The organism is Streptomyces violens (assembly GCF_000717745.1).
Taxonomy (GTDB): Bacteria; Actinomycetota; Actinomycetes; order Streptomycetales; family Streptomycetaceae; genus Streptomyces; species Streptomyces violens.
Genome location: NZ_JOBH01000018.1, coordinates 142,305 through 164,422, shown reverse-complemented (window position 1 = coordinate 164,422; position 22,118 = coordinate 142,305). Strand labels below are relative to the sequence as shown.

The 22,118-nt window shown below is 71.1% G+C and carries 22 protein-coding genes; 8 read left to right on the top strand and 14 right to left on the bottom strand.

The features are described 5' to 3' along the window. Nucleotides 1–454: 454 nt before the first annotated feature. A complete protein-coding gene (locus IF04_RS0129905) occupies nucleotides 455–1,105 on the bottom strand; it encodes a DNA-3-methyladenine glycosylase (protein ID WP_030264795.1) in 651 nt (216 codons plus the stop codon). A 215-nt stretch (nucleotides 1,106–1,320) separates the two neighbouring features. On the opposite strand from IF04_RS0129905, the gene IF04_RS0129900 reads away from it, so the two are divergent. From IF04_RS0129900 to IF04_RS0129890, 3 genes are all read left to right on the top strand, one after another. Further along, on the top strand, nucleotides 1,321–2,103 hold the full coding sequence (locus tag IF04_RS0129900) for a sporulation protein (RefSeq protein ID WP_030264792.1): 783 nt from the start codon (nucleotides 1,321–1,323) through the stop codon (nucleotides 2,101–2,103). A 123-nt stretch (nucleotides 2,104–2,226) separates the two neighbouring features. Beyond that, nucleotides 2,227–2,766, top strand: a complete 540-nt coding sequence (locus IF04_RS0129895; RefSeq protein ID WP_030264789.1) for a YbhB/YbcL family Raf kinase inhibitor-like protein — start codon at nucleotides 2,227–2,229, stop codon at nucleotides 2,764–2,766. Between the two features lie 405 nt (nucleotides 2,767–3,171). Then, entirely contained in the window at nucleotides 3,172–3,675 is a 504-nt protein-coding gene (locus IF04_RS0129890) for an HNH endonuclease (RefSeq protein ID WP_030264786.1), read from the top strand. A gap of 96 nt (nucleotides 3,676–3,771) precedes the next feature. Here the strand turns inward: IF04_RS0129890 and IF04_RS0129885 are convergent, their stop codons facing one another. The 4 genes from IF04_RS0129885 to IF04_RS0129870 all read right to left on the bottom strand — a co-directional run bounded on the left by IF04_RS0129885 (nucleotide 3,772) and on the right by IF04_RS0129870 (nucleotide 7,055). Then, nucleotides 3,772–4,539, bottom strand: coding sequence for a sulfite exporter TauE/SafE family protein (locus IF04_RS0129885; RefSeq protein ID WP_030264782.1), 768 nt, complete (start codon nucleotides 4,537–4,539; stop codon nucleotides 3,772–3,774). Between the two features lie 124 nt (nucleotides 4,540–4,663). Continuing rightward, on the bottom strand, nucleotides 4,664–5,593 hold the full coding sequence (locus tag IF04_RS0129880; protein WP_030264778.1) for an SPFH domain-containing protein: 930 nt from the start codon (nucleotides 5,591–5,593) through the stop codon (nucleotides 4,664–4,666). A 130-nt stretch (nucleotides 5,594–5,723) separates the two neighbouring features. After that, on the bottom strand, nucleotides 5,724–6,137 hold the full coding sequence (locus tag IF04_RS0129875) for an NfeD family protein (protein WP_030264775.1): 414 nt from the start codon (nucleotides 6,135–6,137) through the stop codon (nucleotides 5,724–5,726). A 126-nt stretch (nucleotides 6,138–6,263) separates the two neighbouring features. Continuing rightward, the gene (locus IF04_RS0129870; RefSeq protein WP_030264772.1) at nucleotides 6,264–7,055 is read right to left on the bottom strand and encodes an ABC transporter ATP-binding protein; all 792 of its coding nucleotides are present in this window, start codon (nucleotides 7,053–7,055) and stop codon (nucleotides 6,264–6,266) included. A 105-nt stretch (nucleotides 7,056–7,160) separates the two neighbouring features. Here IF04_RS0129870 and IF04_RS0129865 point away from each other — a divergent pair, with 105 nt between their 5' ends. Further along, entirely contained in the window at nucleotides 7,161–7,964 is an 804-nt protein-coding gene (locus IF04_RS0129865) for a hypothetical protein (RefSeq protein ID WP_030264770.1), read from the top strand. A 103-nt stretch (nucleotides 7,965–8,067) separates the two neighbouring features. Here the strand turns inward: IF04_RS0129865 and IF04_RS0129860 are convergent, their stop codons facing one another. Both IF04_RS0129860 and IF04_RS0129855 read right to left on the bottom strand, forming a co-directional pair. Continuing rightward, nucleotides 8,068–8,733, bottom strand: a complete 666-nt coding sequence (locus tag IF04_RS0129860; RefSeq protein WP_051831660.1) for a response regulator — start codon at nucleotides 8,731–8,733, stop codon at nucleotides 8,068–8,070. Beyond that, complete coding sequence (locus IF04_RS0129855; protein ID WP_030264763.1) at nucleotides 8,726–9,883, bottom strand: GAF domain-containing sensor histidine kinase; 1,158 nt, start codon at nucleotides 9,881–9,883, stop codon at nucleotides 8,726–8,728. Before IF04_RS0129855 ends, IF04_RS0129860 begins: the two co-directional genes overlap by 8 nt. A gap of 588 nt (nucleotides 9,884–10,471) precedes the next feature. On the opposite strand from IF04_RS0129855, the gene IF04_RS0129850 reads away from it, so the two are divergent. Continuing rightward, nucleotides 10,472–11,254 (top strand): transglycosylase SLT domain-containing protein, encoded by a 783-nt coding sequence (locus IF04_RS0129850; RefSeq protein WP_030264760.1) that lies wholly within the window; start codon nucleotides 10,472–10,474, stop codon nucleotides 11,252–11,254. A gap of 109 nt (nucleotides 11,255–11,363) precedes the next feature. On the opposite strand, the gene IF04_RS0129845 is transcribed toward IF04_RS0129850, so the two are convergent. Continuing rightward, complete coding sequence (locus IF04_RS0129845) at nucleotides 11,364–13,901, bottom strand: ABC transporter ATP-binding protein/permease (RefSeq protein WP_425428469.1); 2,538 nt, start codon at nucleotides 13,899–13,901, stop codon at nucleotides 11,364–11,366. Nucleotides 13,902–14,153: 252 nt separating this feature from the next. Here IF04_RS0129845 and IF04_RS0129840 point away from each other — a divergent pair, with 252 nt between their 5' ends. Together IF04_RS0129840 and serB are read left to right on the top strand one after the other, a co-directional pair. Next, nucleotides 14,154–15,776, top strand: coding sequence for a streptophobe family protein (locus IF04_RS0129840; RefSeq protein WP_030264754.1), 1,623 nt, complete (start codon nucleotides 14,154–14,156; stop codon nucleotides 15,774–15,776). Nucleotides 15,777–15,922: 146 nt separating this feature from the next. Next, entirely contained in the window at nucleotides 15,923–17,167 is a 1,245-nt protein-coding gene (gene serB / locus IF04_RS0129835) for a phosphoserine phosphatase SerB (RefSeq protein WP_030264753.1), read from the top strand. Nucleotides 17,168–17,266: 99 nt separating this feature from the next. Here serB and IF04_RS0129830 read toward each other — a convergent pair whose 3' ends face one another. The 4 genes from IF04_RS0129830 to IF04_RS0129815 form a co-directional block, all read right to left on the bottom strand. Further along, entirely contained in the window at nucleotides 17,267–17,785 is a 519-nt protein-coding gene (locus tag IF04_RS0129830; RefSeq protein ID WP_030264752.1) for a SixA phosphatase family protein, read from the bottom strand. Nucleotides 17,786–17,868: 83 nt separating this feature from the next. Next, a complete protein-coding gene (locus IF04_RS0129825; protein ID WP_030264751.1) occupies nucleotides 17,869–18,072 on the bottom strand; it encodes a hypothetical protein in 204 nt (67 codons plus the stop codon). Between the two features lie 184 nt (nucleotides 18,073–18,256). Then, nucleotides 18,257–18,373 carry an SGM_5486 family transporter-associated protein gene (locus IF04_RS40160; RefSeq protein ID WP_263302694.1) on the bottom strand — a complete coding sequence of 39 codons (117 nt, stop codon included), beginning with the start codon at nucleotides 18,371–18,373 and terminating at the stop codon, nucleotides 18,257–18,259. A 37-nt stretch (nucleotides 18,374–18,410) separates the two neighbouring features. After that, nucleotides 18,411–19,703: a CynX/NimT family MFS transporter gene (locus IF04_RS0129815; RefSeq protein WP_030264750.1), complete on the bottom strand. Its 1,293-nt coding sequence runs from the start codon at nucleotides 19,701–19,703 to the stop codon at nucleotides 18,411–18,413. Between the two features lie 58 nt (nucleotides 19,704–19,761). Between IF04_RS0129815 and IF04_RS0129810 the strand changes: the two genes are divergently transcribed. Then, nucleotides 19,762–20,448 carry a FadR/GntR family transcriptional regulator gene (locus IF04_RS0129810; protein ID WP_030264747.1) on the top strand — a complete coding sequence of 229 codons (687 nt, stop codon included), beginning with the start codon at nucleotides 19,762–19,764 and terminating at the stop codon, nucleotides 20,446–20,448. Between the two features lie 77 nt (nucleotides 20,449–20,525). Here IF04_RS0129810 and fabI read toward each other — a convergent pair whose 3' ends face one another. Together fabI and fabG are read right to left on the bottom strand one after the other, a co-directional pair. Further along, complete coding sequence (fabI, locus tag IF04_RS0129805) at nucleotides 20,526–21,293, bottom strand: enoyl-ACP reductase FabI (protein ID WP_030264744.1); 768 nt, start codon at nucleotides 21,291–21,293, stop codon at nucleotides 20,526–20,528. A 5-nt stretch (nucleotides 21,294–21,298) separates the two neighbouring features. After that, the gene (fabG, locus tag IF04_RS0129800; RefSeq protein WP_030264741.1) at nucleotides 21,299–22,003 is read right to left on the bottom strand and encodes a 3-oxoacyl-[acyl-carrier-protein] reductase; all 705 of its coding nucleotides are present in this window, start codon (nucleotides 22,001–22,003) and stop codon (nucleotides 21,299–21,301) included. Nucleotides 22,004–22,118: the final 115 nt, after the last annotated feature.

Here is a 22,118-nt window from a genome sequence, read left to right as displayed (position 1 = left end):
TCTCAAGGAACGGACGCTTCCTTTGTACTCACCCTCGCGGGCTTTCCTCCGGGCGCTTCCCTTCGGTCTTGCGTTTCCGACTCTATCAGATCCTTGCGGGCCCGATTTTCGCCGGTGCGTTTCGGCCTTTCGGCTTCTTCGCGGTTCCGACTTTATCAGATCCTGGTTCGTGCTCTGCTTCTCGAAAGTCGCAGTCGGCTCGAATTCGTTTCCGATTTCCCTGTCGGGAGGGGTGCCTTTCGGCGTGCCTTCACTTTAGCGGATTCCCTTGATTGCTCATAATCGGCGCCGACGCAGTCGGGCCAACCCAATCGGAATCTGTTTTCGGCAATGCCGAAGAAGACCCGGTTGAGGGAGTCGTTCGAAAGTGATGGTGGTGCCGCCTGCGGCGTGCGCACATAGCGCTGCCCGTCTCAAGCGGCTCGGGCTACGTTACGGCTCTGCCCGGGCAGAGTCAAGCAGCCCTGGTCCGGCGCTTCCGGGGGACGTGTGCCCGGTACGGACTGACCGTCGGGTCGCCGTCGATCCAGAAGCGCCACGGGTGGGTCGCGCCCTCGCCGCCGACACCGGTGCGCGGCCCGCTGCGCACCAGGCCGGGGGCGGCCGGCGTGCCCTCGAGGACGGAGAGCGGTGCACCGGGGCCCGCGCACACGTCCGTGCCGTTCAGCTGCCGGTCGATGGCGAGGCCGGTGGCCAGCCGGGCCGGGCCCTGGGCGAGTTCACTCGGGCGGCGGGACTTGGGGCGGCGCGCGGCCACCTGCTCCGTACCGCTGAGCACCTCACCGGCGCGCAGCAGGACACCACTGGCGTAGCCGTTGGGGCCGCAGACGAGGTTGAGGCTGAACCACATGCCGTAGATGAAATAGACGTACGCGTGTCCGGGCGGGCCGAACATCGAGGCGTTGCGCTCCGTGCGGCCCCGGTAGGCGTGCGAGCCGGGGTCGTTCTCACCGTCGTACGCCTCGACCTCCGTGAGGCGCAGTTCGATGGGGCCCTCCGGAGTGCTGCGCACGAGGGTGCGGCCGAGCAGGTCGGGGGCGACTTCGAGGACGGGGCGGTCGAAGAATGTCCGCGGGAGCGGCATACGGGTGGGTTCGGAGATCATGCGTTCCCAGGGTAGTGGACCTCGTCTGTTCTCTTCTGGGACTGCGGAGTGGCCTGGGAGTACCCCGTCTTGGCAGGCTGTGGGCGTGCGGCGGCCGGCCGCCGGGGGAACCGCCGTACGCCGTTTCGCGTTCGTAGGGGTCGGACCCGGAGCGGGCAGGCGTGCCGCGGCCGGACATCACCGAAGTACAGGCGCGTGCCTGGGGAGGACGATCAATGGGGTTCAAGAAGCTGCTGGCGAGTCTGGGTGCCGGAGGCGCGTCGGTGGAGACGGTGCTCTTCGAGGAGAACGTCGTCCCCGGTGGCGTGGTGCAGGGTGAGGTGCGCATCCAGGGCGGCTCGGTGCCGCAGCAGATCGAGGGGCTGTCGGTCGGGCTGCAGGCCGTGGTCGAGGTCGAGACCAGCGAGGGGGAGCGCAAGGAGAGCATCGAGTTCACCAAGCAGAAGCTGGGCGGCGCCTTCGAGGTGCAGGCCGGTGCGGCGCACACGGTGCCGTTCGGGCTGGAGATCCCGTGGGAGACGCCGGTGACGATGTTCCTGGGCCAGCACCTGCAGGGGATGAACGTCGGGGTCACGACCGAGCTGGCGATCGCCCGTGCGGTCGACTCCGGTGACCTCGATCCGGTGAACGTGCACCCGCTGCCGGCGCAGCAGGCGATCCTCGACGCCTTCGGGCAGCTCGGGTTCCGCTTCAAGAACGCGGACCTGGAGCGCGGGCACATCCGGGGCTCGCGGCAGAAGCTGCCCTTCTACCAGGAGATCGAGTTCTTCGCGCCGCAGCAGTACCGGGGGATCAACCAGGTCGAGCTGTCCTTCGTGGCGGACGACCGGGCGATGGACGTCGTACTGGAGATGGACAAGAAGCCGGGGCTGTTCACCGAGGGGAGCGACACCTACCGCGCCTTCGAGGTGGGCCTGCACGACTTCCAGAACACGGACTGGGCGGCATACCTGAACCAGTGGCTGGCCGAGGTCGGCGGTAAGCGCAACTGGTTCTGAGCCGCGGCGCACCGCGGATCGCGGCGCGGGGACATGAGTTCCGGCCGGGCCGGGCACCGGTTCTGCCACGAGCAGGTTCTAACCTGGCCGGACGGTCCTCGAATGCGATCAGGAGGTGTCGAAGTGTCCGAGCAGAAGCGCCGGCCGCTCCCGCACGATTTTCATCCGCAGGTGCCCTCGTTCACGGTGGTGAGCGACGATCTGCAGGAGGGCGGGACGCTGGCGGACGCCCAGGTGTTCAGCGCGGGGAACACCTCGCCCCACCTGCGGTGGGAGGGTGCCCCGGAGGGCACCCGGAGCTACGCCGTCAGCTGCTACGACCCGGACGCGCCGACCGGCAGCGGTTTCTGGCACTGGTCGGTGTTCGACATCCCGGCGTCGGTGACGGAGCTGCCGGCCGGTGCGGGCTCCGGTGACATGAAGGGCCTGCCCGAGGGCGCGGTGCACGTACGGAACGACTACGGGACGCGTGACTTCGGGGGCGCGGCGCCGCCCCCCGGGGACGGCCCGCACCGTTATGTCTTCACCGTGTACGCGGTGGACCAGGAGAAGCTCGGCCCGGACGCGGACGCTTCGCCCGCCGTGGTGGGCTTCAACCTGCGGTTCCACACGCTGGGCCGGGCCCAGCTGATCGGCGAGTACGAGATCCCCGCCGAGGGGTGACGCGGGCTCGCCCGTAATTCCGTTGCGCCCCGGCGCCCCGGATCGCACAGTGGTGCTTGGCCGACGGTTGCCACACGGCCGTCGGGCAGTCGGCACCGCAGTGGCGGGGGCGGCGGGGCGCAGGTGTGTCCCCTGCTGTCTGCCGGAGTCCGCCTCGTGTCGGACGTCCGCGCCGGCTGCCGTGCCGCTCCGGGTCCCTGATCACGGGGGTGGGGCCCGGAGCGTGCCCCCTGTCCCTTCCCCTTTCCGGTGTCCCTTCTTCTTTCCGGTTCGTCATTCGTTCGCCCGTTGCTCACCTGTCATCTCCCTTGCGGCAGACGGAAATTGCGTTGTCCGGGGGATCACTGGAACTGCACAGTGGAGCCACTTCGCCGAGCGGCGGACGGGATGCGGGAGGTGGTCGGGATGCGCGAGACGCTGGTCCTCAACGCGAGCTTCGAGCCGCTGTCGACGGTGTCGCTGCGGCGGGCGGTCGTGCTGGTCATGCAGGACAAGGCCGTGGTCGAGCAGGCGCACCCCGGGCTGCGCATCCGGGGCGCCGCGGTGGATCTCCCGGTACCGCTGGTGATCAGGCTGAGCAGATACGTACGGGTGCCGTTCCGAAGACAGGCGCCGTGGTCGCGGCGGGGCGTCCTGGTGCGGGACCAGCACCGGTGCGCGTACTGCGGGCGGCGGGCGACGACCGTGGACCACGTGGTGCCGCGGGCGCACGGGGGCGGTGACACTTGGCTGAATACGGTCGCCTCCTGTGCCGAGGACAATCACCGCAAGGCGGACCGGACGCCGGAGCAGGCGGGGATGGAGCTGCTGCGGCGGCCGTTCGTGCCGACGCCCGCCGACACGATGCTGGCGGCGCTGGGCGTGTCCGTACGGGAGGAGCTGCCGGACTGGCTGGTGCAGTCGGCGTAGGGCCGGCGCACGAGTGTGCGTGAAGGGGCGCGGGGAGACACCCGCGCCCCTTCTGCGTACGTGTATCTCTCAGCGCAGCATCTGTAGGTGTGCCTGTCAGCGCAGCAGTAGCTGCACGATGGCGATCACGCCGACCGTGACGATGACGCCGCGCAGGACGGCGGGCGGCAGCCGGCGGCCGATCTTCGCGCCGATCTGGCCGCCGAGCGCGGAGCCGACGGCGATCAGCAGCACCGCCGTCCAGTCGAAGTCGGCGACGAAGAGGAAGAAGACCGCGGCGACGGCGTTGACGACCAGCGCGAGCACGTTCTTGAGGGCGTTGAGGCGCTGCAGGTCCTCGTCGAGCAGCAGGCCCATCAGGGAGATGTACAGGACGCCCTGGGCGGCGCCGAAGTAGCCGCCGTACGCGCTGGAGAGCAGCAGGCCGGTCAGGAGCGCGATGCCGCCGTCGCGGTGCGGGACGGTGCCGTTGCGGGCGCGGCGGGCCTTCACGGCGGCGGACAGCCGGGGCTGCAGGACGACGAGGACGAGGGCGATGGCGACGAGGACCGGGACGATCGCGGTAAAGGCGTCGGACGGCAGGGCGAGCAGCAGAACGGCGCCCGCCAGGCCGCCTACGAGGGCGGTGGCGCCGAAGCGGATGATCCGGCGGCGCTGGCCGCGCAGTTCGCGGCGGTAGCCGATGGCGCCGCTGATGGCGCCCGGTACGAGGCCGAGGTTGTTGGAGACGTTGGCGGTGACGGGCGGCAGGCCGATGCCGAGCAGGACGGGGAAGGTGATGAGCGTCCCGGAGCCGACGACGACGTTGATGGCGCCCGCGCCCAGACCTGCGGCGAAGACGGCGAGTGCTTCCCAGAAGGTCATGCGGAAACCCTGGCGGTCATACGGAAACCCCCGGCGCGTGATCGGTGCGTCATGAACCGATCATGCACCAGGGGTCCGGTGGGTGTGTCGTGGGGCCACGGTCCGAGACGGCCGTGGCGCGTTTTCAGTCGATCGACGGCTTTTCGAGGGTGGTGGGGGCGGACGGGGTGCCGCCGCCACCGGGCGCGAAGTTGCCGAGCGCGCCGCCGAGGCCCTTGAGCGCGTCGCCGATCTCGCTGGGCACGATCCAGAGCTTGTTGGCGTCGCCCTCGGCGATCTTCGGGAGCATCTGGAGGTACTGGTAGGAGAGCAGCTTCTGGTCCGCGTCACCGGCGTGGATGGACTCGAAGACCGTACGGATCGCCTGCGCCTCGCCCTCGGCGCGCAGGGCCGCGGCCTTGGCCTCACCTTCGGCGCGGAGGATCGCGGACTGCTTCTCACCCTCGGCGCGCAGGATCTCGGACTGCCGGACACCCTCGGCCTGGAGGATCGCGGCGCGCTTGTCACGGTCGGCGCGCATCTGCTTCTCCATCGAGTCCTGGATGGAGGTCGGCGGCTCGATGGCCTTGAGCTCGACGCGGTTGACGCGGATGCCCCACTTGCCCGTGGCCTCGTCCAGGACGCCGCGCAGCGCCGCGTTGATCTCCTCGCGGGAGGTCAGGGTGCGCTCCAGGTCCATGCCGCCGATGATGTTCCGGAGCGTGGTGACCGTGAGTTGCTCGATCGCCTGGATGTAGCTGGCGACCTCGTACGTCGCGGCGCGGGCGTCCGTCACCTGGTAATAGATGACGGTGTCGATGTTGACGACGAGGTTGTCCTGCGTGATGACCGGCTGGGGCGGGAAGGGCACGACCTGTTCGCGCAGGTCGATGCGGTTGCGGATGGAGTCGATGAACGGCACGACGATGTTCAGGCCCGCGTTCAGCGTGCGGGTGTAGCGGCCGAAGCGCTCGACGATGGCGGCGCTGGCCTGCGGAATGACCTGGATCGTCTTGATGAGTGCGATGAACACCAGCACCACCAGGATGATCAGGACGATGATGATCGGTTCCACAGTGGCTCCTCGTGTCCTTCCATAGCTGTCGGCCGGTCCCGCCCGGCGAGTAGGTGATCGAGTCTTTCAGAGACTCACCCTCTTGTGCAGGCCGTTCTCCGGTCCTGCGAGGGCCAGTTGATCAACGCCGTCACATGACGACGGCGGTTGCTCCCTCGATGTCCACGACGTCCACTTTCTGCCCTGGCTCGTACACCTGGCCCTCGTCCAGCGCACGCGCGGACCACACCTCGCCGTTGAGCTTGATGCGGCCGCCGCCGGAGTCGTCGACCCGCTCGATCACCGTGGCCTGCCTGCCCTTCAGGGCGTCAACTCCGGAGGCCATGCCCGGCCTTCCGGAGCGGGCGCGCTTGGCGATCGGGCGCACGACGGCGACGAGCGCGACCGAAACGGCGGCGAAGACGATGACCTGCGTGACGATGCCACCGCCCAGCGCGGCCACCACGGCACCGGCGACAGCGCCGACCGCGAACATCCCGAACTCGGGCATCGCGGTGACGACGAGAGGAATTCCCAGCCCTACGGCAGCGATGAGCCACCACACCCATGCATCCACGGACTCATGGTAGATCGGCGGGCGGCTTCGCGGACAGGGTGCGATCGATCGCGACCGGATCAAGCCGGGGCTTTTCGGCCCCGGCCCCGGTCAGCGATCGTTCCGCGCCAACTGTCAGCTGAGCGGCAGGCCTTGGGCGGTCCAGCGGTCGCCGTTGCGCTCGACGATGAGCGGCAGGCCGAAGCAGCGGGAGAGGTTGCTGGAGGTCAGCTCCAGGTCGATGGGGCCGGCCGCGAGCACCTTGCCCTGACGGATCATCAGGACGTGGGTGAAGCCGGGCGCGATCTCCTCGACGTGGTGGGTGACCATGACCATCGACGGCGCGAACGGGTCGCGGGCGAGTCTGCCGAGGCGGCGTACGAGGTCCTCGCGGCCGCCGAGGTCCAGGCCGGCGGCCGGCTCGTCCAGCAGGAGCAGCTCCGGGTCGGTCATCATCGCGCGGGCGATGAGGGTGCGCTTGCGCTCGCCCTCGGAGAGGGTGCCGAAGTTCCGGTCGAGGTACTTGGTCATGCCCAGCCGGTCGAGGAAGGCGCGGGCGCGCTGCTCGTCGACGGGGTCGTAGTGCTCCTGCCAGGTGGCGGTCATGCCGTACGCGGCGGTGAGCACGGTCTGCAGCACGGTCTGGCGGCGCGGCAGCTTGTCCGCGAGCGCGATGCCGGCCATGCCGATGCGCGGGCGGAGGTCGAAGACGTCGACCTTGCCGAGGGTCTCGCCGAGGATCGTGCTGGTGCCCGTGGTCGGGAAGACATAGCTGGAGGCGACATTGAGGAGGGTGGTCTTGCCGGCGCCGTTCGGGCCCAGGATCACCCAGCGCTCTCCCTCCTTCACCGACCAGGAGACCTGGTCCACCAGAGCCCGGCCCTCGCGGACCACGGATACGTCCACCAGCTCCAGAACATCGCTCATGAGCGCGTTGTCTCCCATTGCATCTCGGTCGTCGGTGCGCCTGTGGGCGCAGCCCTCTGCAAACCTACGCCACCCATTGTCAGTGCCTGTCCTTAGGCTGGGTCCATGCTCGATGAACCTCGATCAGGACGGCTGGCCGCGTGGGGAAATGCCCTGTTGGCCGGGCTTGTCCCACCTGATGACGCAGCGGAGCGGATCGCGGAGGGTGACACGGTGCACCGCGTCACCGGGCTGCCCGGCGAGGAGGGCCCGGTGGGGCTGACGCTCGCGCTGGGCCGGCTGCGGGCACTGGGCGCGACCGGACTGCGGGTGGCGCTGCCGGTGCCGGGGCACCCGCTGGGGCTGAGCGGCCCGCCGGAGTTCAATGCGCGCGCGATAGTGGCCGAGGAAGCGGTCACCGCCTGCGGGGTGGCGCTGGGTCTGGTGCCGGAGGTGCACGAGGCGGGGCCCGAGGGCGATGTGCACGTCGAGGTCGTATGGCACTGCATGGCCGTACGGGACGCGCCGCCGGCGGACGTGCCCTCGCTCGGCGAGGCGGAGCGGGAGCTGGCGCAGGCGCTGCGGGAGGCGACGGAGCTGCTGGCGAAGCTGGATGTGGCCGGATCGGGCCCGGTCGCCGACGCGGCGCTGGCGGCGTACCGCGCGCGGGCCGAGGCCGGGCGGCAGCTCCTGGCGCCGGGGTATCCGCCGCGGGCGGTGCGGGTGCTGGAGCTGGCGCAGAAGGTGGGGGCGCTTATCCGCATTGCGGAGGGGCCCGGTGGGGATGGCCGGGAGCATGGTGCGGCCGTCAGCTCGTCGCAGATCGCGGCGCGGCGGGAGGCGTTGCGGCCGGTGGAGCGGACTGCGCGGCGGGCGCAGGTTGCGGCGTACAACGCGGCTGTGGAGGAGCGCGAAAGGCGGGCGCCGTAGGGGTTTCTGTGCGTTGGCGGGCGCGGCGCCGTTGTGGCCGGTCGCGCAGTTCCCCGCGCCCCTGGGCGGGCGCGCTGCGCGCCGCCCGCCCCAGCGCAGCGGGTTACGCGCCCACCCCATGCCGTACCGCCCACAGTGCGGCCTGGGTGCGGTCTGCCAGGTCGAGTTTCATGAGGATGTTGGAGACGTGGGTCTTGACCGTTTTTTCGGAGAGGACCAGCGCTCGGGCGATCTCGCGGTTGGAGCGGCCGTCCGCTATGAGGGCGAGCACCTCGCGCTCGCGGTCGGTGAGGGAGCCGCCGCGGCCCTGGCCGCCGCCCGTGTCCTCCTGGCTGAGGAGCGCGTCGGCCACCTCGGGCTGGAGCAGGACGTGCCCGGCGTGCACGGAGCGGATGGCGCCGGCCAGCGCGTCGGGGTCGATGTCCTTGTAGACATAGCCCGCGGCGCCCGCCCGCAGCGCCGGGATGACGGTCCGCTGCTCGGTGAAGCTCGTCACGATCAGCACCCGGGCGGGGTTGTGCTGCTCCCGTAGGAGCCGCAGCGCCTCGACGCCGTCCATGCCGGGCATCTTGATGTCCATCAGGACGACGTCGGGGTGCAGCCGCTCCGCCGCGGCGACGCCCTCCTCGCCGTCGGCGGCCTCCCCCACGACCTCGATGTCGTCCTGTACCTCCAGGAACGTGCGCAGCCCGCGCCGTACGACCTGATGGTCGTCGACCAGCAGCACCTTGATGGGGCCGCCGAGCGGACCCCTGCCTCCGTCAGCCACCGGGGACCTCCATCTCGACAGCGGTGCCCTTGCCGGGCTCCGACTCCACCGTGAGCGTGCCGCCGACGCCACTCGCCCGGTCCCGCATCGACACGAGGCCCAGGTGGCGCCCGGCCCGGCGGACGGTGCCGGGGTCGAACCCGCGGCCGTCGTCGGCGACCCGGAGCACCGCGCCCTGCCCGTGGCGCACGAGAGTGACGTCGACACGCTGCGCGTCGGCGTGACGCAGCGCGTTGTGCAGGGCTTCCTGTGCCACCCGCAGCACCGCCTCCTCCTGTGCGGCGGGCAGCGCCCGCAGCCCCTGGGAGGCGAAGGTGACCTTGGCGCTGTGTGCGCGGTCGAGCACCTGGATCTGGGTACGCAGCGTGGCTATCAGGCCGTCCTCGTCCAGGGCGGCGGGGCGCAGCTCCACCACGGCGGCCCGCAGCTCGTCGGCGGCCTCCGCGGCGAGCTGCGTGACCTGCTGGAGCTCGCCCTTGGCGCGGGCCGGATCGCGGTCGACCAGCGCGGTGGCGGCCTGCGCGGTCAGCCGCAGCGAGAAGAGCTTCTGGGAGACCGCGTCGTGCAGCTCGTGCGCCAGCCGGGCCCGCTCCCCCGCGATGGTCAGCTCGCGGCTGCGCTCGTACAGCCGGGCGTTGGTCAGCGCGATGGCGGCGTGCTGGGCGAGCATGCCGAGCAGCGCCTCGTCCTCCTCGGTGAAGCCGCAGCCGCCGGCCGGCTTCGGGCACCTCTTGTTGGCGAGGAAGAGCGCGCCGAGGATCTCGTCGCCGTCGGCGACCGGCATGCCCAGGAAGTCCGACATGTCGGGGTGGGCGCCGGGCCAGCCCTCGAAGCGGGGGTCCTGGCGGACGTCGCCGAGGCGCTGCGGGGTGGCCTCCTGGAGCATCGCGGCGAGGATGCCGTGCTGGCGGGGCAGCGGGCCGATGGCCTTCCACTGCTCCTCGCTCACCCCGTCCACGACGAACTGCGCGAAGCCGCCGTGGTCGTCCGGGACGCCGAGCGCGGCGTACTCCGCGTCCAGCAGCTCGCGGGCGGACGCGACGATCGTCTTGAGCACGTCGCGCACCTCCAGGTGCCGGCTCATCGCGAGGATGGCGCCGCTCACCGCGGAGAGCCCGGCTCCCCGCTCCGCCCCTGGTCCCTTGCTCATGCGCTTACCGTACCGGCGGCCCGCACGGCGCGTATCCGCCTGCGGCGGGGCGCCGGCTAGGTCCTGGGGCGTAGGGCTGAAGGCGGGGCGGCGGGCACGGCCGGGCGGCCGGGCGGCGGGTACGGCAGGGGCAGGCCCTTCCGCTCCCGGTACGCGGGACCATCGGCCACTTTGGAGCGGGGACTTTCTGCCCCCTATATATAGGGGAAAGGAAAGGCTGCCGTTCGCGGCCCGAGAGGGCCCTCCAGGCGCTCACTTTCCGTGCTGAGTCAATGACATAACGGCAGGCGGCTCCCGTAAACATGTGAGCCCGCACATAGGGCGTACATCACTTACGACCGAAGTTAGTGGGGCGTGAATGCGGGCAGCCGCGGGAGTTGATCCGAGCCACCCCTTGGACTGAGTCCTTTCGGACGCAATTCGGCGGCTCGTGGTTCCACTATCCAGCTTCGTACGTCACATGATTGCAGGGTCAAATTCCGGCCGCTAACAATGGCTGACGTCGCCCGGCGCCGTGGAAAAGGATCTCGGCGTTCTTGCGCCAATCCGGCCCACGCGACGTCCCCCATTGGAAGAGGTTCTTTCCGCATGCCCCTGCACGCCATTCCTGGCTACAGCCGCCTGAACCGGAATCACAAGCTCTCCGCCGCTGCCGTGGCCGCCGGCGGTGCCGCCGCCGTGGTCTTCGCCGTCGTCCCGGGTTCGGCCAACGCCGAGCCGGCCCAGTCCTCGACGGCCCAGAACGTGAAGCCCGTCGCCTACCACGTGGTCGACGACTCCTCCGCGTACAGCCTGGTCGACAACGCGGCCGCCAAGGCCCGGAACGCCGAGCTGACCCAGAACAGCACGCGCGTCGCCGAGCAGGCCAGCGCCTCCGCCTTCGCCGCGAAGAAGCAGGCCGAGGGTGACGCCAAGGCCGCCGCCCAGGCCAAGGCCAAGGCTGCCGCCCAGGCGGCCGCCCAGGCCAAGGAGGCCGCCAAGAACAAGGCCGACCAGCAGCGCACGACGCAGGCCGCGAGCCGGTCCACCGAGCGCAAGCCGGTCACCTACGCCAACAACCTCGACGGGTGGATCCGCGAATCCCTCTCGATCATGAAGAAGCACGGGATTCCCGGCTCCTACGAGGGCATCAAGCGCAACATCATCCGTGAGTCCGGCGGTAACCCGCGGGCGATCAACAACTGGGACGTGAACGCCCAGATGGGTATTCCGTCCAAGGGCCTGCTGCAGGTCATCCAGCCCACCTTCGACCAGTACCACGTCGAGGGCACGGCGAACGACCTGTACGACCCGGTCGCCAACATCGTCGCCGCCTGTAACTACGCGGCCGACAAGTACGGCTCCATGGACAACGTCGACTCGGCGTACTGAGCCACTGCGGCGCGCCGGAGCACCGGCGCCGGACGATGAATACCGCGAGGGGCGGCACCCGAATTCCGGGTGCCGCCCCTCGCGGCTGTCGTCATACGGCAGGCGCGGATTACTTGCGCATGACCTCGGGCTCATGGCGGCGCAGCAGGCGCGCCACCGCGAAGGCGAGGAGCACGCCGAGCGCCAGCAGGAAGACCATGTCCATCACATAGACACCGGTCTGGTGCTGCCACAGCGGGTCGGGGTCGGTCTTGTCCCACGGCAGGAGCGTGTTCAGGTCGGCGGTGGCGCCCAGCGCCGCGACCGCCCAGCGCGACGGCATCAGCCAGGCGACCTGCGCGACGCCCGGGGTGTTGTACAGCTGGAAGAGCACGCCGGTGAAGACGACCTGCACGATGGCGAACATGACCAGCAGCGGCATGGTCTTCTCGGCGGTCTTGACCAGCGCGGAGATCAGCAGGCCGAACATCATCGAGGTGAACCCGAGCGCGATGATCGCGACCGTCATCTCGATGGCCGGCAGGTTCTTCACGATCAGGCCCTCGGCGGGCATGTTGCGGGTCGAGAAGCCGATCGCCGCGATGATCACGCCCTGTACGGCGGTGACCACGCCGAGCACGATCACCTTCGACATCAGGTACGCCGAGCGGGACAGCCCGGTGGCCCGTTCACGCTCGTAGATGACGCGTTCCTTGATCAGCTCACGTACCGAGTTGGCCGCGCCGGAGAAGCACATGCCGACCGTGAGGATCAGCATGATCGTCGCTGCGTCGCGGTTGGTGCGAGCCCTGTCGATCGGGCCGTACCCGAGGCCGAAGTCGCTGGGGATCAGCATGGAGACCACGCCGAGCACGGCGGGCAGGACCAGCATCAGGCCCAGGAAGCCGCGGTCGGAGGCGATCACGGAGACGTACCGCCGCATCAGGGTCCACAGCTGCGAGCCCCAGCTCTGGGACTTCTGCATCCGGGCCGGCGGCGCCTGCACGCTCACCGACTGCGGCGCGACGGCGTCGATGTCGGCCGCGTACATCTGGTAGTGCGGGGAGCCGCGCCAGCGGCCCATCCAGTCGTAGTCCCGGTAGTTCTCGAACGCCGAGAAGACGTCCGCCCAGGACTCGTACTGGAAGAAGTTCAGCGCCTCCTCGGGCGGGCCGAAATAGGCGACGCCGCCGCCCGGCGCCATGACCAGCAGCTTGTCGCAGAGCGCGAGCTCGGCGACGGAGTGCGTGACGACGAGGACCGTGCGGCCGTCGTCGGCGAGGTCGCGCAGCAGCTTCATGACGTCGCGGTCCATGCCCGGGTCGAGGCCGGAGGTCGGCTCGTCCAGGAAGATCAGCGACGGCTTGGTCAGCAGCTCCAGGGCGACCGAGACGCGCTTGCGCTGGCCACCGGAGAGCGAGGTGACCTTCTTCTCCTTGTGCACGTGCAGCTTGAGCTCGTGCAGCACCTCGTCGATACGGGCCTCGCGCTCGGCCTCCGCGGTGTCACCGGGGAAGCGGAGCTTGGCCGCGTACCGCAGCGCCTTCTGGACGGTCAGCTCCTTGTGCAGGATGTCGTCCTGCGGGACCAGACCGATGCGCTGCCGCAGCTCGGCGAACTGCTTGTACAGGTTCCGGTTGTCGTAGAGGACGTCGCCCTGGTTGGCGGGGCGGTAACCGGTGAGCGCCTTGAGCAGCGTGGACTTGCCGGAGCCGGACGGGCCGATGACCGCGACCAGCGACTTCTCGGGCACGCCGAAGGAGACGTCCTTCAGGATCTGCTTGCCGCCCTCGACCGTGACGGTCAGATGGCGCGCGGAGAAGGAGACCTCACCGGTGTCGACGAACTCTTCCAGCCGGTCGCCGACCAGCCGGAATGTCGAGTGACCGACGCCGACGGTGTCCTGGGGCCCGATGAGCGCCGAGCCGCCCTTGGGGACCGGCTGGCCGTTGACGTACGTACCGTTGTGGCTGCCCAGGTCGTGGATCTCGAAGCGGCCGTCGGGCGTGGCCCGGAACTCCGCGTGGTGCCGGGAGACCTGGAGGTCGGAGACGACCAGCTCGTTCTCCAGGGCACGGCCGATGCGCATGACGCGGCCGAGGTCCAGCTGGTGGAAGGTGGTCGGGCTGCGGTCGCCCGACGCCTGCGGGTCCGCGCCGCCCTGTGCCGGGGGCTGCTGCGGCCCGCCCTGCGGCGGGATGCCGGCGCCGTACGAGGACGGGCCCTGCGGCGGCGCGCCGTGCTGCTGCGCGCCGGCCCAGCCGGGGGCGCCCTGCTGGGCGGGGGCCGCCGGCTGCGCGGCGTACGCGTCGTTGGCCGGCGCCGTGGGCTGCGCGGCGTACGCGTCCGCCGCGGCGGCGGCCGCCGTACCGCTGAGGGTCAGCCGGGGACCGTCGGTGGCGTTACCGAGGTGCACGGTCGAGCCGGGGCCGATCTCCATCTGGTGGATCCGCTGCCCCTGCACGTACGTGCCGTTGGTACTGCCCTGGTCCTCGATGACCCAACTGCGCCCTCCCCAGCGCACCGTCGCGTGCCGCCAGGACACCCGCGCGTCGTCCAGCACCACATCACCCTGAGGATCGCGCCCCAGGCTGTACACCCGGGACGGATCGAGCGCCCAGGTCATTCCGTTGATTTCGAGTACGAGTTCAGGCACTCCATGCCCCACTAGTTGTCCCCCGAGTGACCCCCTGCACGGGAAGTCTAGGGATGGTGAACATCGTGAGGAACTATTCCAGGCAGCGGGCCACGACTGAAAGCCGGGCCGTGGCAAGGGCACGAAGCGGACAGTGTTGTCGTCGGTTGACGCCCGCGAAAGGCCCCCGGAGAGTGGGAGACACCCACGGATCCGTACGGATGCCACCCGATGCGGGCAACACAGATGACTCGGCATCGATCGGCGGCACGATCGGGGGCCGCGATGAGCGCGACCGCAACTCCGCACACAGGGCCGGGTGCTGTGCTGCTCTCCGCCGTCGTCGCGGTCTGCTGCGCGTTCCTGGCGATGGCCGGTGTCGCGGCGCTCGGACTGCATCTGCTGGGCGCCGATGCGTACGGTTCGCTGGGCCCGATGACGGCTGCCGTCATGGTGCTGGCGGTAGGGGGATCGGTGACCCCGCGGGGTGCTGTCCCGGCCTTCGGCGAGTCCGGCGTGACGGCCGAAACCGCCATTGACATCGTGCCGTTGGGGGTGGGACTGACCGGTGCACTGGTGCTCGGGACGGTGTTCTTACGGTCGGTGCGCGCGGTACCGGGCGGGGTCACGCCGGGCGGGCTGGCGGCGCGCGCCGCGACGGTGGCCGCGCTGTTCACCGCGCTGGTCGGCGGCCTCACGTGGGCCGGACACGACTCCGTAACGATCCCGGGGCGAGCGCTGGTCCCCGGCCTGGACGGCGAGGACGGCGGGCTGCTCGACCGACTGCCGGACGGGCTCGCGGAGCTCGCGGACGCCCGGCTCCGCATCGACTTCGAGGTGGTGGCCCGGCCCTCGCTGGTGGCCGGCGCGGTGTGGGTACTGGCCGTGCTGCTGATCGCGCTGGCGGCCTCGCGGCGCACCCCGCTCCCCCGCGCGCTGGCCGGCGCGGGCCGCGCCGTCCGCCCCGCCGCCTCCGCGCTCACCCAGGTGCTGGGCTTCGCGGTACTTCTGGGCCTGGCGGCCGGGGTGTACGGGGTGACCAGCGGCGGCCAGCCGCGGCGGGCGCTGGGGGCCGCGCTGCTGGGCGCGCCCAACGGGGTGTGGCTCGCGATGCCGCTGGGCCTGTTCGTGCCCTGGCACGGCTCGGCGAGCGGGGCGCTGCTGCCGGCCCTGCCGGCGCCGCTGCGGGAGCTGCTGGGCGGCGGAGGTGAGCGGCCGCTCACCCTGCAGCGGCTGGCCGAGCAGAGCGAGTGGGCGTGGCTCGCGGCGCTGGTGGCGGCCGTGCTGATGCTGCTGGCCGGGATCCTCACGGCCGCCCGCACGGCACGCGGGGCGTCCGACGTCCTGGCGTACGCGGGCGGCTGTGCGCTGCGCCTGGGCGCACTGACCGCACTGGCCGTACCGCTGCTGGTGTGGCTGACGGAGGTCACGGCGGACGTCCGGCTGGCCTTCCTGGGGATCGGCGTCCACGGCGCGGGCCTCGACCTGCGCGGGAGCCCCGGCGCCGGGCTGCTGCTGGGGGCGCTGTGGGGCGCGGCGGCCGGGCTGGCGGGGGCGCTGCTGGCGGTCGGGACGGGGCTCGCGGGCCGGAGCGCGGCCGAACCGCCGGTACCGGTGCACGGGCCGGCGACGTACAGGACGGGGCACGGACCGGGGTACGAGGACCCGGAGCGCCCGGGGCCGTACAGGCCGTCGCGCCCGTACCGGCGGCCGAACCCGGACACCAATCCGTACATGCGAACGCCGCCGCCCCACGGCAGTGACACCGCCTCGGCGCCCACCGTGAGTGGCACCCCGCTCCCCCGCCCCGCCCGGCCGCGCCCCCACCCGCGGCGGGACCGGGACGAGCCGCCGCCGGAGCAGCCGCCGGAGCCGCCACCACCCGGACGGCCGGGCGCCGGCCGCTGAGGGCGGGCCCCCGCAGGCCGCGGGCCGGACCCCGTACTGTACGGACATGTCCGGACCCGTTTCCCACCCGGCCGCGTGGTGGCAGACGTCCACTCGGCGGGACACCTGTACGGCTCCGTGACGCGGCCGGATACCGTAAGAGCACCATGAGCGCATCGCAGACACCGCCTGCCACCGCCGTACCGGGCGACGACGTACCGACCCTTCTCGTGAAGATCTTCGGAAAGGACCGGCCCGGCATCACCGCCGGTCTCTTCGACACCCTCGCTGCCTACTCCGTCGACGTCGTCGACATCGAGCAGGTCGTCACCCGGGGCCGCATCGTGCTGTGCGCCCTGGTGACCACGCCCACCGGGAGCGCGTCGAACGGTGCCACCGAAGGCGACCTGCGCGCGACCGTGCACAGCTGGGCCGAGTCGCTGCACCTCCAGGCAGAGATCATCTCCGGTACCGGTGACAACCGTCCGCGCGGCACCGGCCGTTCGCACGTCACCGTCCTCGGGCACCCGCTCACCGCCGAGTCCACCTCCGCCATCGCCGCCGCCATAACGGCCACCGGCGGCAACATCGACCGTATCTTCCGGCTCGCCAAGTACCCCGTGACGGCCGTCGAGTTCAATGTCTCCGGCACGCCCACCGACACGCTGCGCACCGCACTCGCGACCGAGGCGTCGGTCCTGGGTGTGGACATCGCCGTGGTCGACTCCGGACTGGCCCGCCGCGCCCAGCGGCTGGTCGTCATGGACGTGGACTCGACCCTGATCCAGGACGAGGTCATCGAGCTGTTCGCGGCGCACGCGGGCTGCGAGGCCGAGGTCGCCGAGGTGACCGCCGCCGCGATGCGCGGCGAGCTGGACTTCGAACAGTCGCTGCACGCCCGGGTGGCGCTGCTGAAGGGCCTGGACGCCTCGGTCGTGGAGCAGGTGCGCAAGGAGGTCCGGCTGACCCCGGGCGCACGGACGCTGGTCCGCACCCTCAAGCGCCTGGGGTACCAGGTCGGCGTGGTCTCCGGCGGCTTCACGCAGGTCACCGACGCGCTCAAGGACGAGCTGGGGCTGGACTTCGCCTCGGCGAACACCCTGGAGATCGTGGACGGCAGGTTCACCGGCAAGGTCACCGGCGACATCGTGGACCGGGCGGGCAAGGCCCGGCTGCTGCGCTCCTTCGCCCAGCAGGCCGGGGTGCCGCTGGCGCAGACGGTGGCCATCGGTGACGGCGCCAACGACCTGGACATGCTGAACACGGCGGGTCTGGGCGTCGCCTTCAACGCCAAGCCGGTCGTACGGGAGGCCGCGCACACAGCCGTGAACGTGCCGTTCCTGGACACCGTGCTGTACCTGCTCGGCGTCACCCGCGAAGAGGTCGAGGCCGCCGACACGATCGCGGACTGAGCGGTCACCCACCGCATACGCAACGGCATACGAAAGGGCCCCGGCACGAGGTGTGCCGGGGCCCTTCGGCGTACGCGGTCGGCGCGGCCGGCGCCGGGGTCAGCCCCGCGGCGTCCAGTAGTCGACCAGGCGGCCGACTCCGTGCTCGACGGACTTCCAGGAGCCGTTGAAGGTCACCACCGCGAGGGAAGCGGTCGGGAAACCGCTGCGGTTCATCAGCGTCAGCAGCTCGCCGTCCGCCTCGCCGGAGAGCGCGTCGGCCAGCGCGTGCATGCCCGGGTTGTGGCCGACGAGGAGCAGGTCGTTCACGTCGTCCGACGTCTCGTTGACCACCGCGATGAGCTCGCCCAGCGAGGCTTCGTACAGCCGCTCCTCGTACACCGTCTTCGGGCGCTGGGGCAGCTTGGGGGCGCACAGCTTCCAGGTCTCGCGGGTACGGGCGGCCGTGGAGCAGAGGGCCAGGTCTGGAGTGATGCCGGCTCCGGCGAGCCAGAGTCCGGCGGCGGGGGCGTCCCGGCGGCCGCGGTCGGCGAGCGGCCGCTCATGGTCGCTCTCCTGGGACCACTCGGCCTTGGCATGTCGGAGAAGAACAATCCGGCGAGGAGAATCGACGCTCATGTGTCCCAGCTTCGCATGAAACGCGGCGCGGGGCGCGGGGTGTTGACAGCCTCATCCCACAAAGCGGGACGCGGAACCGGTGGCTACACTCCGGCGCCGAGCAGCCGCGCGAGGAAGTGGACCATGGACGCCATGGCGGGCGGAACCCCCGCTGCTTCGGCCTCCGCGGCGGGGGTCATCACGAAGAGCAGCGTCACGAACGAGACCACCGCCAGGGCCACGGCCCACCACGGCAGCCGCACGGGCCGGGCAGCGCCCTTGGTGTGCCGGGTGTGAGCGGCGGACATGGGATCGCCTCCGTGCGGTCGAGGGGACGGCGCGGTGTCCTGTGAACCGCGGTGTCCTTCGAATCTACGGTCCCGGGACCGCGCCGCCCATCAGGTACGCCACCCACTTACCCCTGACCCCGGCCCCCTAGGGGACGGTGGGGACAGCCCTACCGAGCCAGTCCCACCGGCGCCGGGTCAGGGTTCAGGGTGCGGCGATGCTGGCGATGATCCCCACCACGACGGTCACGGCGAGCATCGCGCCAAAGACAAGGAGCAGCTTCTTCTGTCCGCCCTGCGGATTCGGTTCGAGCACTGGCATGTCCCCAGTGTCGCACCCGCCCGTGACCGGGCTTCCGTCAGCCCTCGTCCTCGATCCGGCGGTCCCGGCCGGCCAGCACGCCCACCGCGATCTGCGGCACCATCAACCCCGCCATCAGCGCGATGGGCAGGCCCCAGCCGCCGCTGTGCTGGTACAGCGTGCCCACCAGGAGCGGCCCGGGGATGGAGATCAGGTAGCCGATGCACTGGGCGAAGGCGGAGAGCTTGACGACGCCGGCGGCACTGCGGGCGCGCATGCCGATCATGGTGAGGGCGAGCGGGAAGGCGCAGTTCGATATGCCGAGCAGCAGCGCCCAGCCCCAGGCGCCGGCCGCGGGCGCCAGCCACAGGCCCGCGTACCCGATGAGCCCGCAGGCCCCGAGGGCCACGGCCAGCAGCCCCTGGTGACGCATCCGGGCGGCCAGTCGCGGCAGCAGGAAGGAGAGCGGGATGCCCATGGCCATGACGAGGGCGAGCAGTACGCCGGCGGTCCCGGCCGACACCCCCGCGTCGCGGAAGATCTGCGGCAGCCAGCCCATGGTGACGTACGCGGCGGTGGCCTGCAGGCCGAAGAAGACGGCCAGCGCCCAGGCGGTGGGCGAGCGGCTGATCCGGACGGCCGGGGCGTCCTCCTGGGGCGCGCCCGCCGCTGCCGGTGCCGCCTGGGGCGCGCGGTGCTTCAGTACGGCGAGCCAGGGCACCACGGCGAGGACGCCGAGCACGGCCCACACGGCGAGCCCGGCCTGCCAGCCGCCGCCGAGCGCGCCGGTGACCGGCACGGTGAGGGCGGCGGCCAGTGAGGTACCCAGGGCCAGGGCCATGGAGTACAGCCCGGTCATCGAGCCGACCCGGTCGGGGAAGAAGGTCTTGATCACCACGGGCAGCAGGATGTTGCTGACCGCGATGCCGGCGAGCGCGAGGGCGCTGGCGGCGAGGAAGCCGGCCGTGCCGCCCGCGAAGGGGCGCACGAGGACGCCGAGCGCGATCGCGGCCATGCCGGCGCACACGATGGTGGCCGCGCCGAAGCGGCGGGCCAGTCGCGGCGCCGCGATGCCGAAGACGGCGAAGCAGAGGGCCGGTACGGAGGTGAGCAGGCCCGCGACGGTGCCGCTCATGCCGAGTCCGTCCCGCACCTCCTCCATGAGGGCGCCCAGGCTGGTGATGGCCGGGCGGAGGTTGAGCGCGGCGAGGACGAGACCGGCGGTCAGGACCGCGCCGACCCAGCGCGGTACGGGCGCGGGGGCGGGGTCCAGGGGGCCGGTTCCCGGGTGCGCGGTGGTCTGTGGTGCCTCGGTGCCGGTGCCGAGGGTCGCAAGGTCGTCGTCTGCCATAGGACTCATCATAGAATCATGGGATGAATGGCTGTCCAATCGCTTCGGGAGCTCGTCCATGCCACTGACCCCCTCGCCCCGGCGTTCCGTCCTGGCCGACCAGGTGATCGCTCAGCTGCGGGCCCAGATCACCTCGGGCGAGTGGCCGGTCGGGGAGCGCATCCCGACCGAGCCCGAGCTGGTCGAACAGCTCGGTGTGGCTCGTAACACCGTCCGCGAGGCGGTCCGCGCGCTCGCCCACAACGGGCTGCTCGACATCCGCCAGGGCTCCGGCACGTACGTCGTCGCCACCAGCGAGCTGGCCGGGGTGATGAACCGCCGCTTCGCCGACGCCGACCCCCGGCACGTCGCCGAACTGCGCAGCGCCCTGGAGGCGGAGGCCGCCCGGCGCGCCGCGGAGCGCCGTACCGAGGCGGACATCAAGCAGCTGGACGCGGCGCTGCACCGGCGCGAGCAGGCGTGGGAGTCGGGCGCGGCGGCCGCGTTCGTGGAGGCGGACGCCACGCTGCACATGGCCATCGTGGCGGCCTCGCACAACGACGTACTGGCCGAGCTGTACGCGGACCTCGGCGGCGTACTGCGCGAGTTCCTCCGCGCCGACGTGGGCGAGGAGCTGCGGCCCGAGTGGCACATGGACCACTCACGGCTGGTGGACGCGATCCGCGAGGGCGACGGCGACCGCGCGGCGGCCGAAGCGAGCTCCCACCCGTACGGCTGCCGCCCGGGGCGGTTGGGGAGGGGCTGAGGGGCGCGCACACGTATGAGGGCCGCGGCCGTACGTCTCCGTACGGGCCGCGGCCCTCATCGCGTCAAGAGGACGGGTCAGGCACCCATCATGTGCACGCCGCCGTCGACGTGGACGATCTCGCCCGTCGTCTTCGGGAAGAAGTCCGACAGCAGGGCGACGACGCCGCGGCCCGCGGGCTCCGGGTCGGCCATGTCCCACTTCAGCGGGGAGCGGGTGTTCCAGACGTCCGCCAGCTCGGTGAAGCCCGGGATGGACTTGGCGGCCATCGAGCCGATCGGTCCGGCCGAGATCAGGTTGCAGCGGATGCCCTCGGGGCCCAGGTCACGCGCGAGGTAGCGCGAGGTGGCCTCCAGGGCGGCCTTGGCCGGGCCCATCCAGTCGTACTGCGGCCACGCGAACTGCGCGTCGAAGGTGAGGCCGACGACGGCGCTGCCCTCGCTGAGCAGCGGGCGGCAGGCCATGGTGAGCGACTTCAGCGAGAACGCCGAGACGTGCATCGCGGTCGAGACGGACTCGAAGGGGGTGTTGAGGAAGTTGCCGCCCAGCGCGTCCTGCGGCGCGAACCCGATGGAGTGCACGACGCCGTCGAGGCCGCCGAGCTCCTCACGGACGACGCCCTCCAGGCGGGCCAGGTGCTCGTCGTTGGTCACGTCCAGCTCGATGACCTTGGCGGGCTTGGGCAGCTTCTTGGCGATGCGCTCGGTGAGGGTCGGCCGCGGGAACGCGGTCAGGATGACCTCGGCGCCCTGCTCCTGCGCGACCTTGGCCGCGTGGAAGGCGATGGAGGACTCCATCAGCACACCCGTGATCAGAATGCGCTTGCCGGCGAGGATTCCGCTCATATCGATCAGTGACCCATGCCCAATCCGCCGTCGACGGGAATGACGGCTCCAGTGATGTACGCGGCCTCGTCGGAGGCCAGGAAGCGGACCGAGGCGGCGATCTCCTCGGGCTGCGCGTAACGCGCGAGCGGCACCTGCTTCACGATGTTCTCGCGCTGCTCATCGGTGAGCGCGCGGGTCATGTCCGTGTCGACGAAGCCCGGGGCCACGACGTTCACGGTGATGTTGCGGGAGCCCAGCTCGCGGGCGAGCGAGCGGGCGAAGCCCACCAGGCCCGCCTTGGAGGCCGCGTAGTTCGCCTGCCCCGCGGAGCCCAGCAGCCCCACGACCGACGAGATCAGCACGACCCGGCCCTTGCGCGCCCGCAGCATGGCCCGGTTGGCCCGCTTGACCACGCGGAACGTACCGGTGAGGTTGGTCTCCAGGACCGAGGCGAAGTCGTCCTCCGACATCCGCATCAGCAGCTGGTCGCGGGTGACGCCGGCGTTGGCCACCAGCACCTCGACCGCGCCCTGCTTCTCCTCGATCTCCTTGTACGCCTGCTCGACCTGCTCCGTGTCGGTGATGTCGCACTTCACGGCCAAGAACCCCTCGGGGGGCTCGCCGGAGCGGTAGGTGATGGCGACCTTGTCGCCTGCCTCGGCGAAGGCCCGGGCGATGGCGAGGCCGATGCCGCGGTTGCCTCCGGTGACCAGAACCGAGCGGCTCAAGAGATCACCCTTTCCGTGTCCTGTCCGACGTGTGTTCCTTACGAAACTAGCGGTCAGGAGCCCCATACGGAGAATCCAGCTCGCACAGGGGCACATCCCGGTCACTGTGGGGTCC

Coding starts and splice junctions, on each gene's coding strand:
- IF04_RS0129905 (WP_030264795.1), bottom strand. CDS start 1,105: ATGATCTCCGAACCCACCCGTATGCCGCTCCCGCGGACATTCTTCGAC.
- IF04_RS0129900 (WP_030264792.1), top strand. CDS start 1,321: ATGGGGTTCAAGAAGCTGCTGGCGAGTCTGGGTGCCGGAGGCGCGTCG.
- IF04_RS0129890 (WP_030264786.1), top strand. CDS start 3,172: ATGCGCGAGACGCTGGTCCTCAACGCGAGCTTCGAGCCGCTGTCGACG.
- IF04_RS0129885 (WP_030264782.1), bottom strand. CDS start 4,539: ATGACCTTCTGGGAAGCACTCGCCGTCTTCGCCGCAGGTCTGGGCGCG.
- IF04_RS0129870 (WP_030264772.1), bottom strand. CDS start 7,055: ATGAGCGATGTTCTGGAGCTGGTGGACGTATCCGTGGTCCGCGAGGGC.
- IF04_RS0129865 (WP_030264770.1), top strand. CDS start 7,161: ATGCTCGATGAACCTCGATCAGGACGGCTGGCCGCGTGGGGAAATGCC.
- IF04_RS0129855 (WP_030264763.1), bottom strand. CDS start 9,883: ATGAGCAAGGGACCAGGGGCGGAGCGGGGAGCCGGGCTCTCCGCGGTG.
- IF04_RS0129850 (WP_030264760.1), top strand. CDS start 10,472: ATGCCCCTGCACGCCATTCCTGGCTACAGCCGCCTGAACCGGAATCAC.
- IF04_RS0129840 (WP_030264754.1), top strand. CDS start 14,154: ATGAGCGCGACCGCAACTCCGCACACAGGGCCGGGTGCTGTGCTGCTC.
- serB (WP_030264753.1), top strand. CDS start 15,923: ATGAGCGCATCGCAGACACCGCCTGCCACCGCCGTACCGGGCGACGAC.
- IF04_RS0129830 (WP_030264752.1), bottom strand. CDS start 17,785: ATGAGCGTCGATTCTCCTCGCCGGATTGTTCTTCTCCGACATGCCAAG.
- IF04_RS0129825 (WP_030264751.1), bottom strand. CDS start 18,072: ATGTCCGCCGCTCACACCCGGCACACCAAGGGCGCTGCCCGGCCCGTG.
- IF04_RS40160 (WP_263302694.1), bottom strand. CDS start 18,373: ATGCCAGTGCTCGAACCGAATCCGCAGGGCGGACAGAAGAAGCTGCTC.
- IF04_RS0129815 (WP_030264750.1), bottom strand. CDS start 19,703: ATGGCAGACGACGACCTTGCGACCCTCGGCACCGGCACCGAGGCACCA.
- IF04_RS0129810 (WP_030264747.1), top strand. CDS start 19,762: ATGCCACTGACCCCCTCGCCCCGGCGTTCCGTCCTGGCCGACCAGGTG.
- fabI (WP_030264744.1), bottom strand. CDS start 21,293: ATGAGCGGAATCCTCGCCGGCAAGCGCATTCTGATCACGGGTGTGCTG.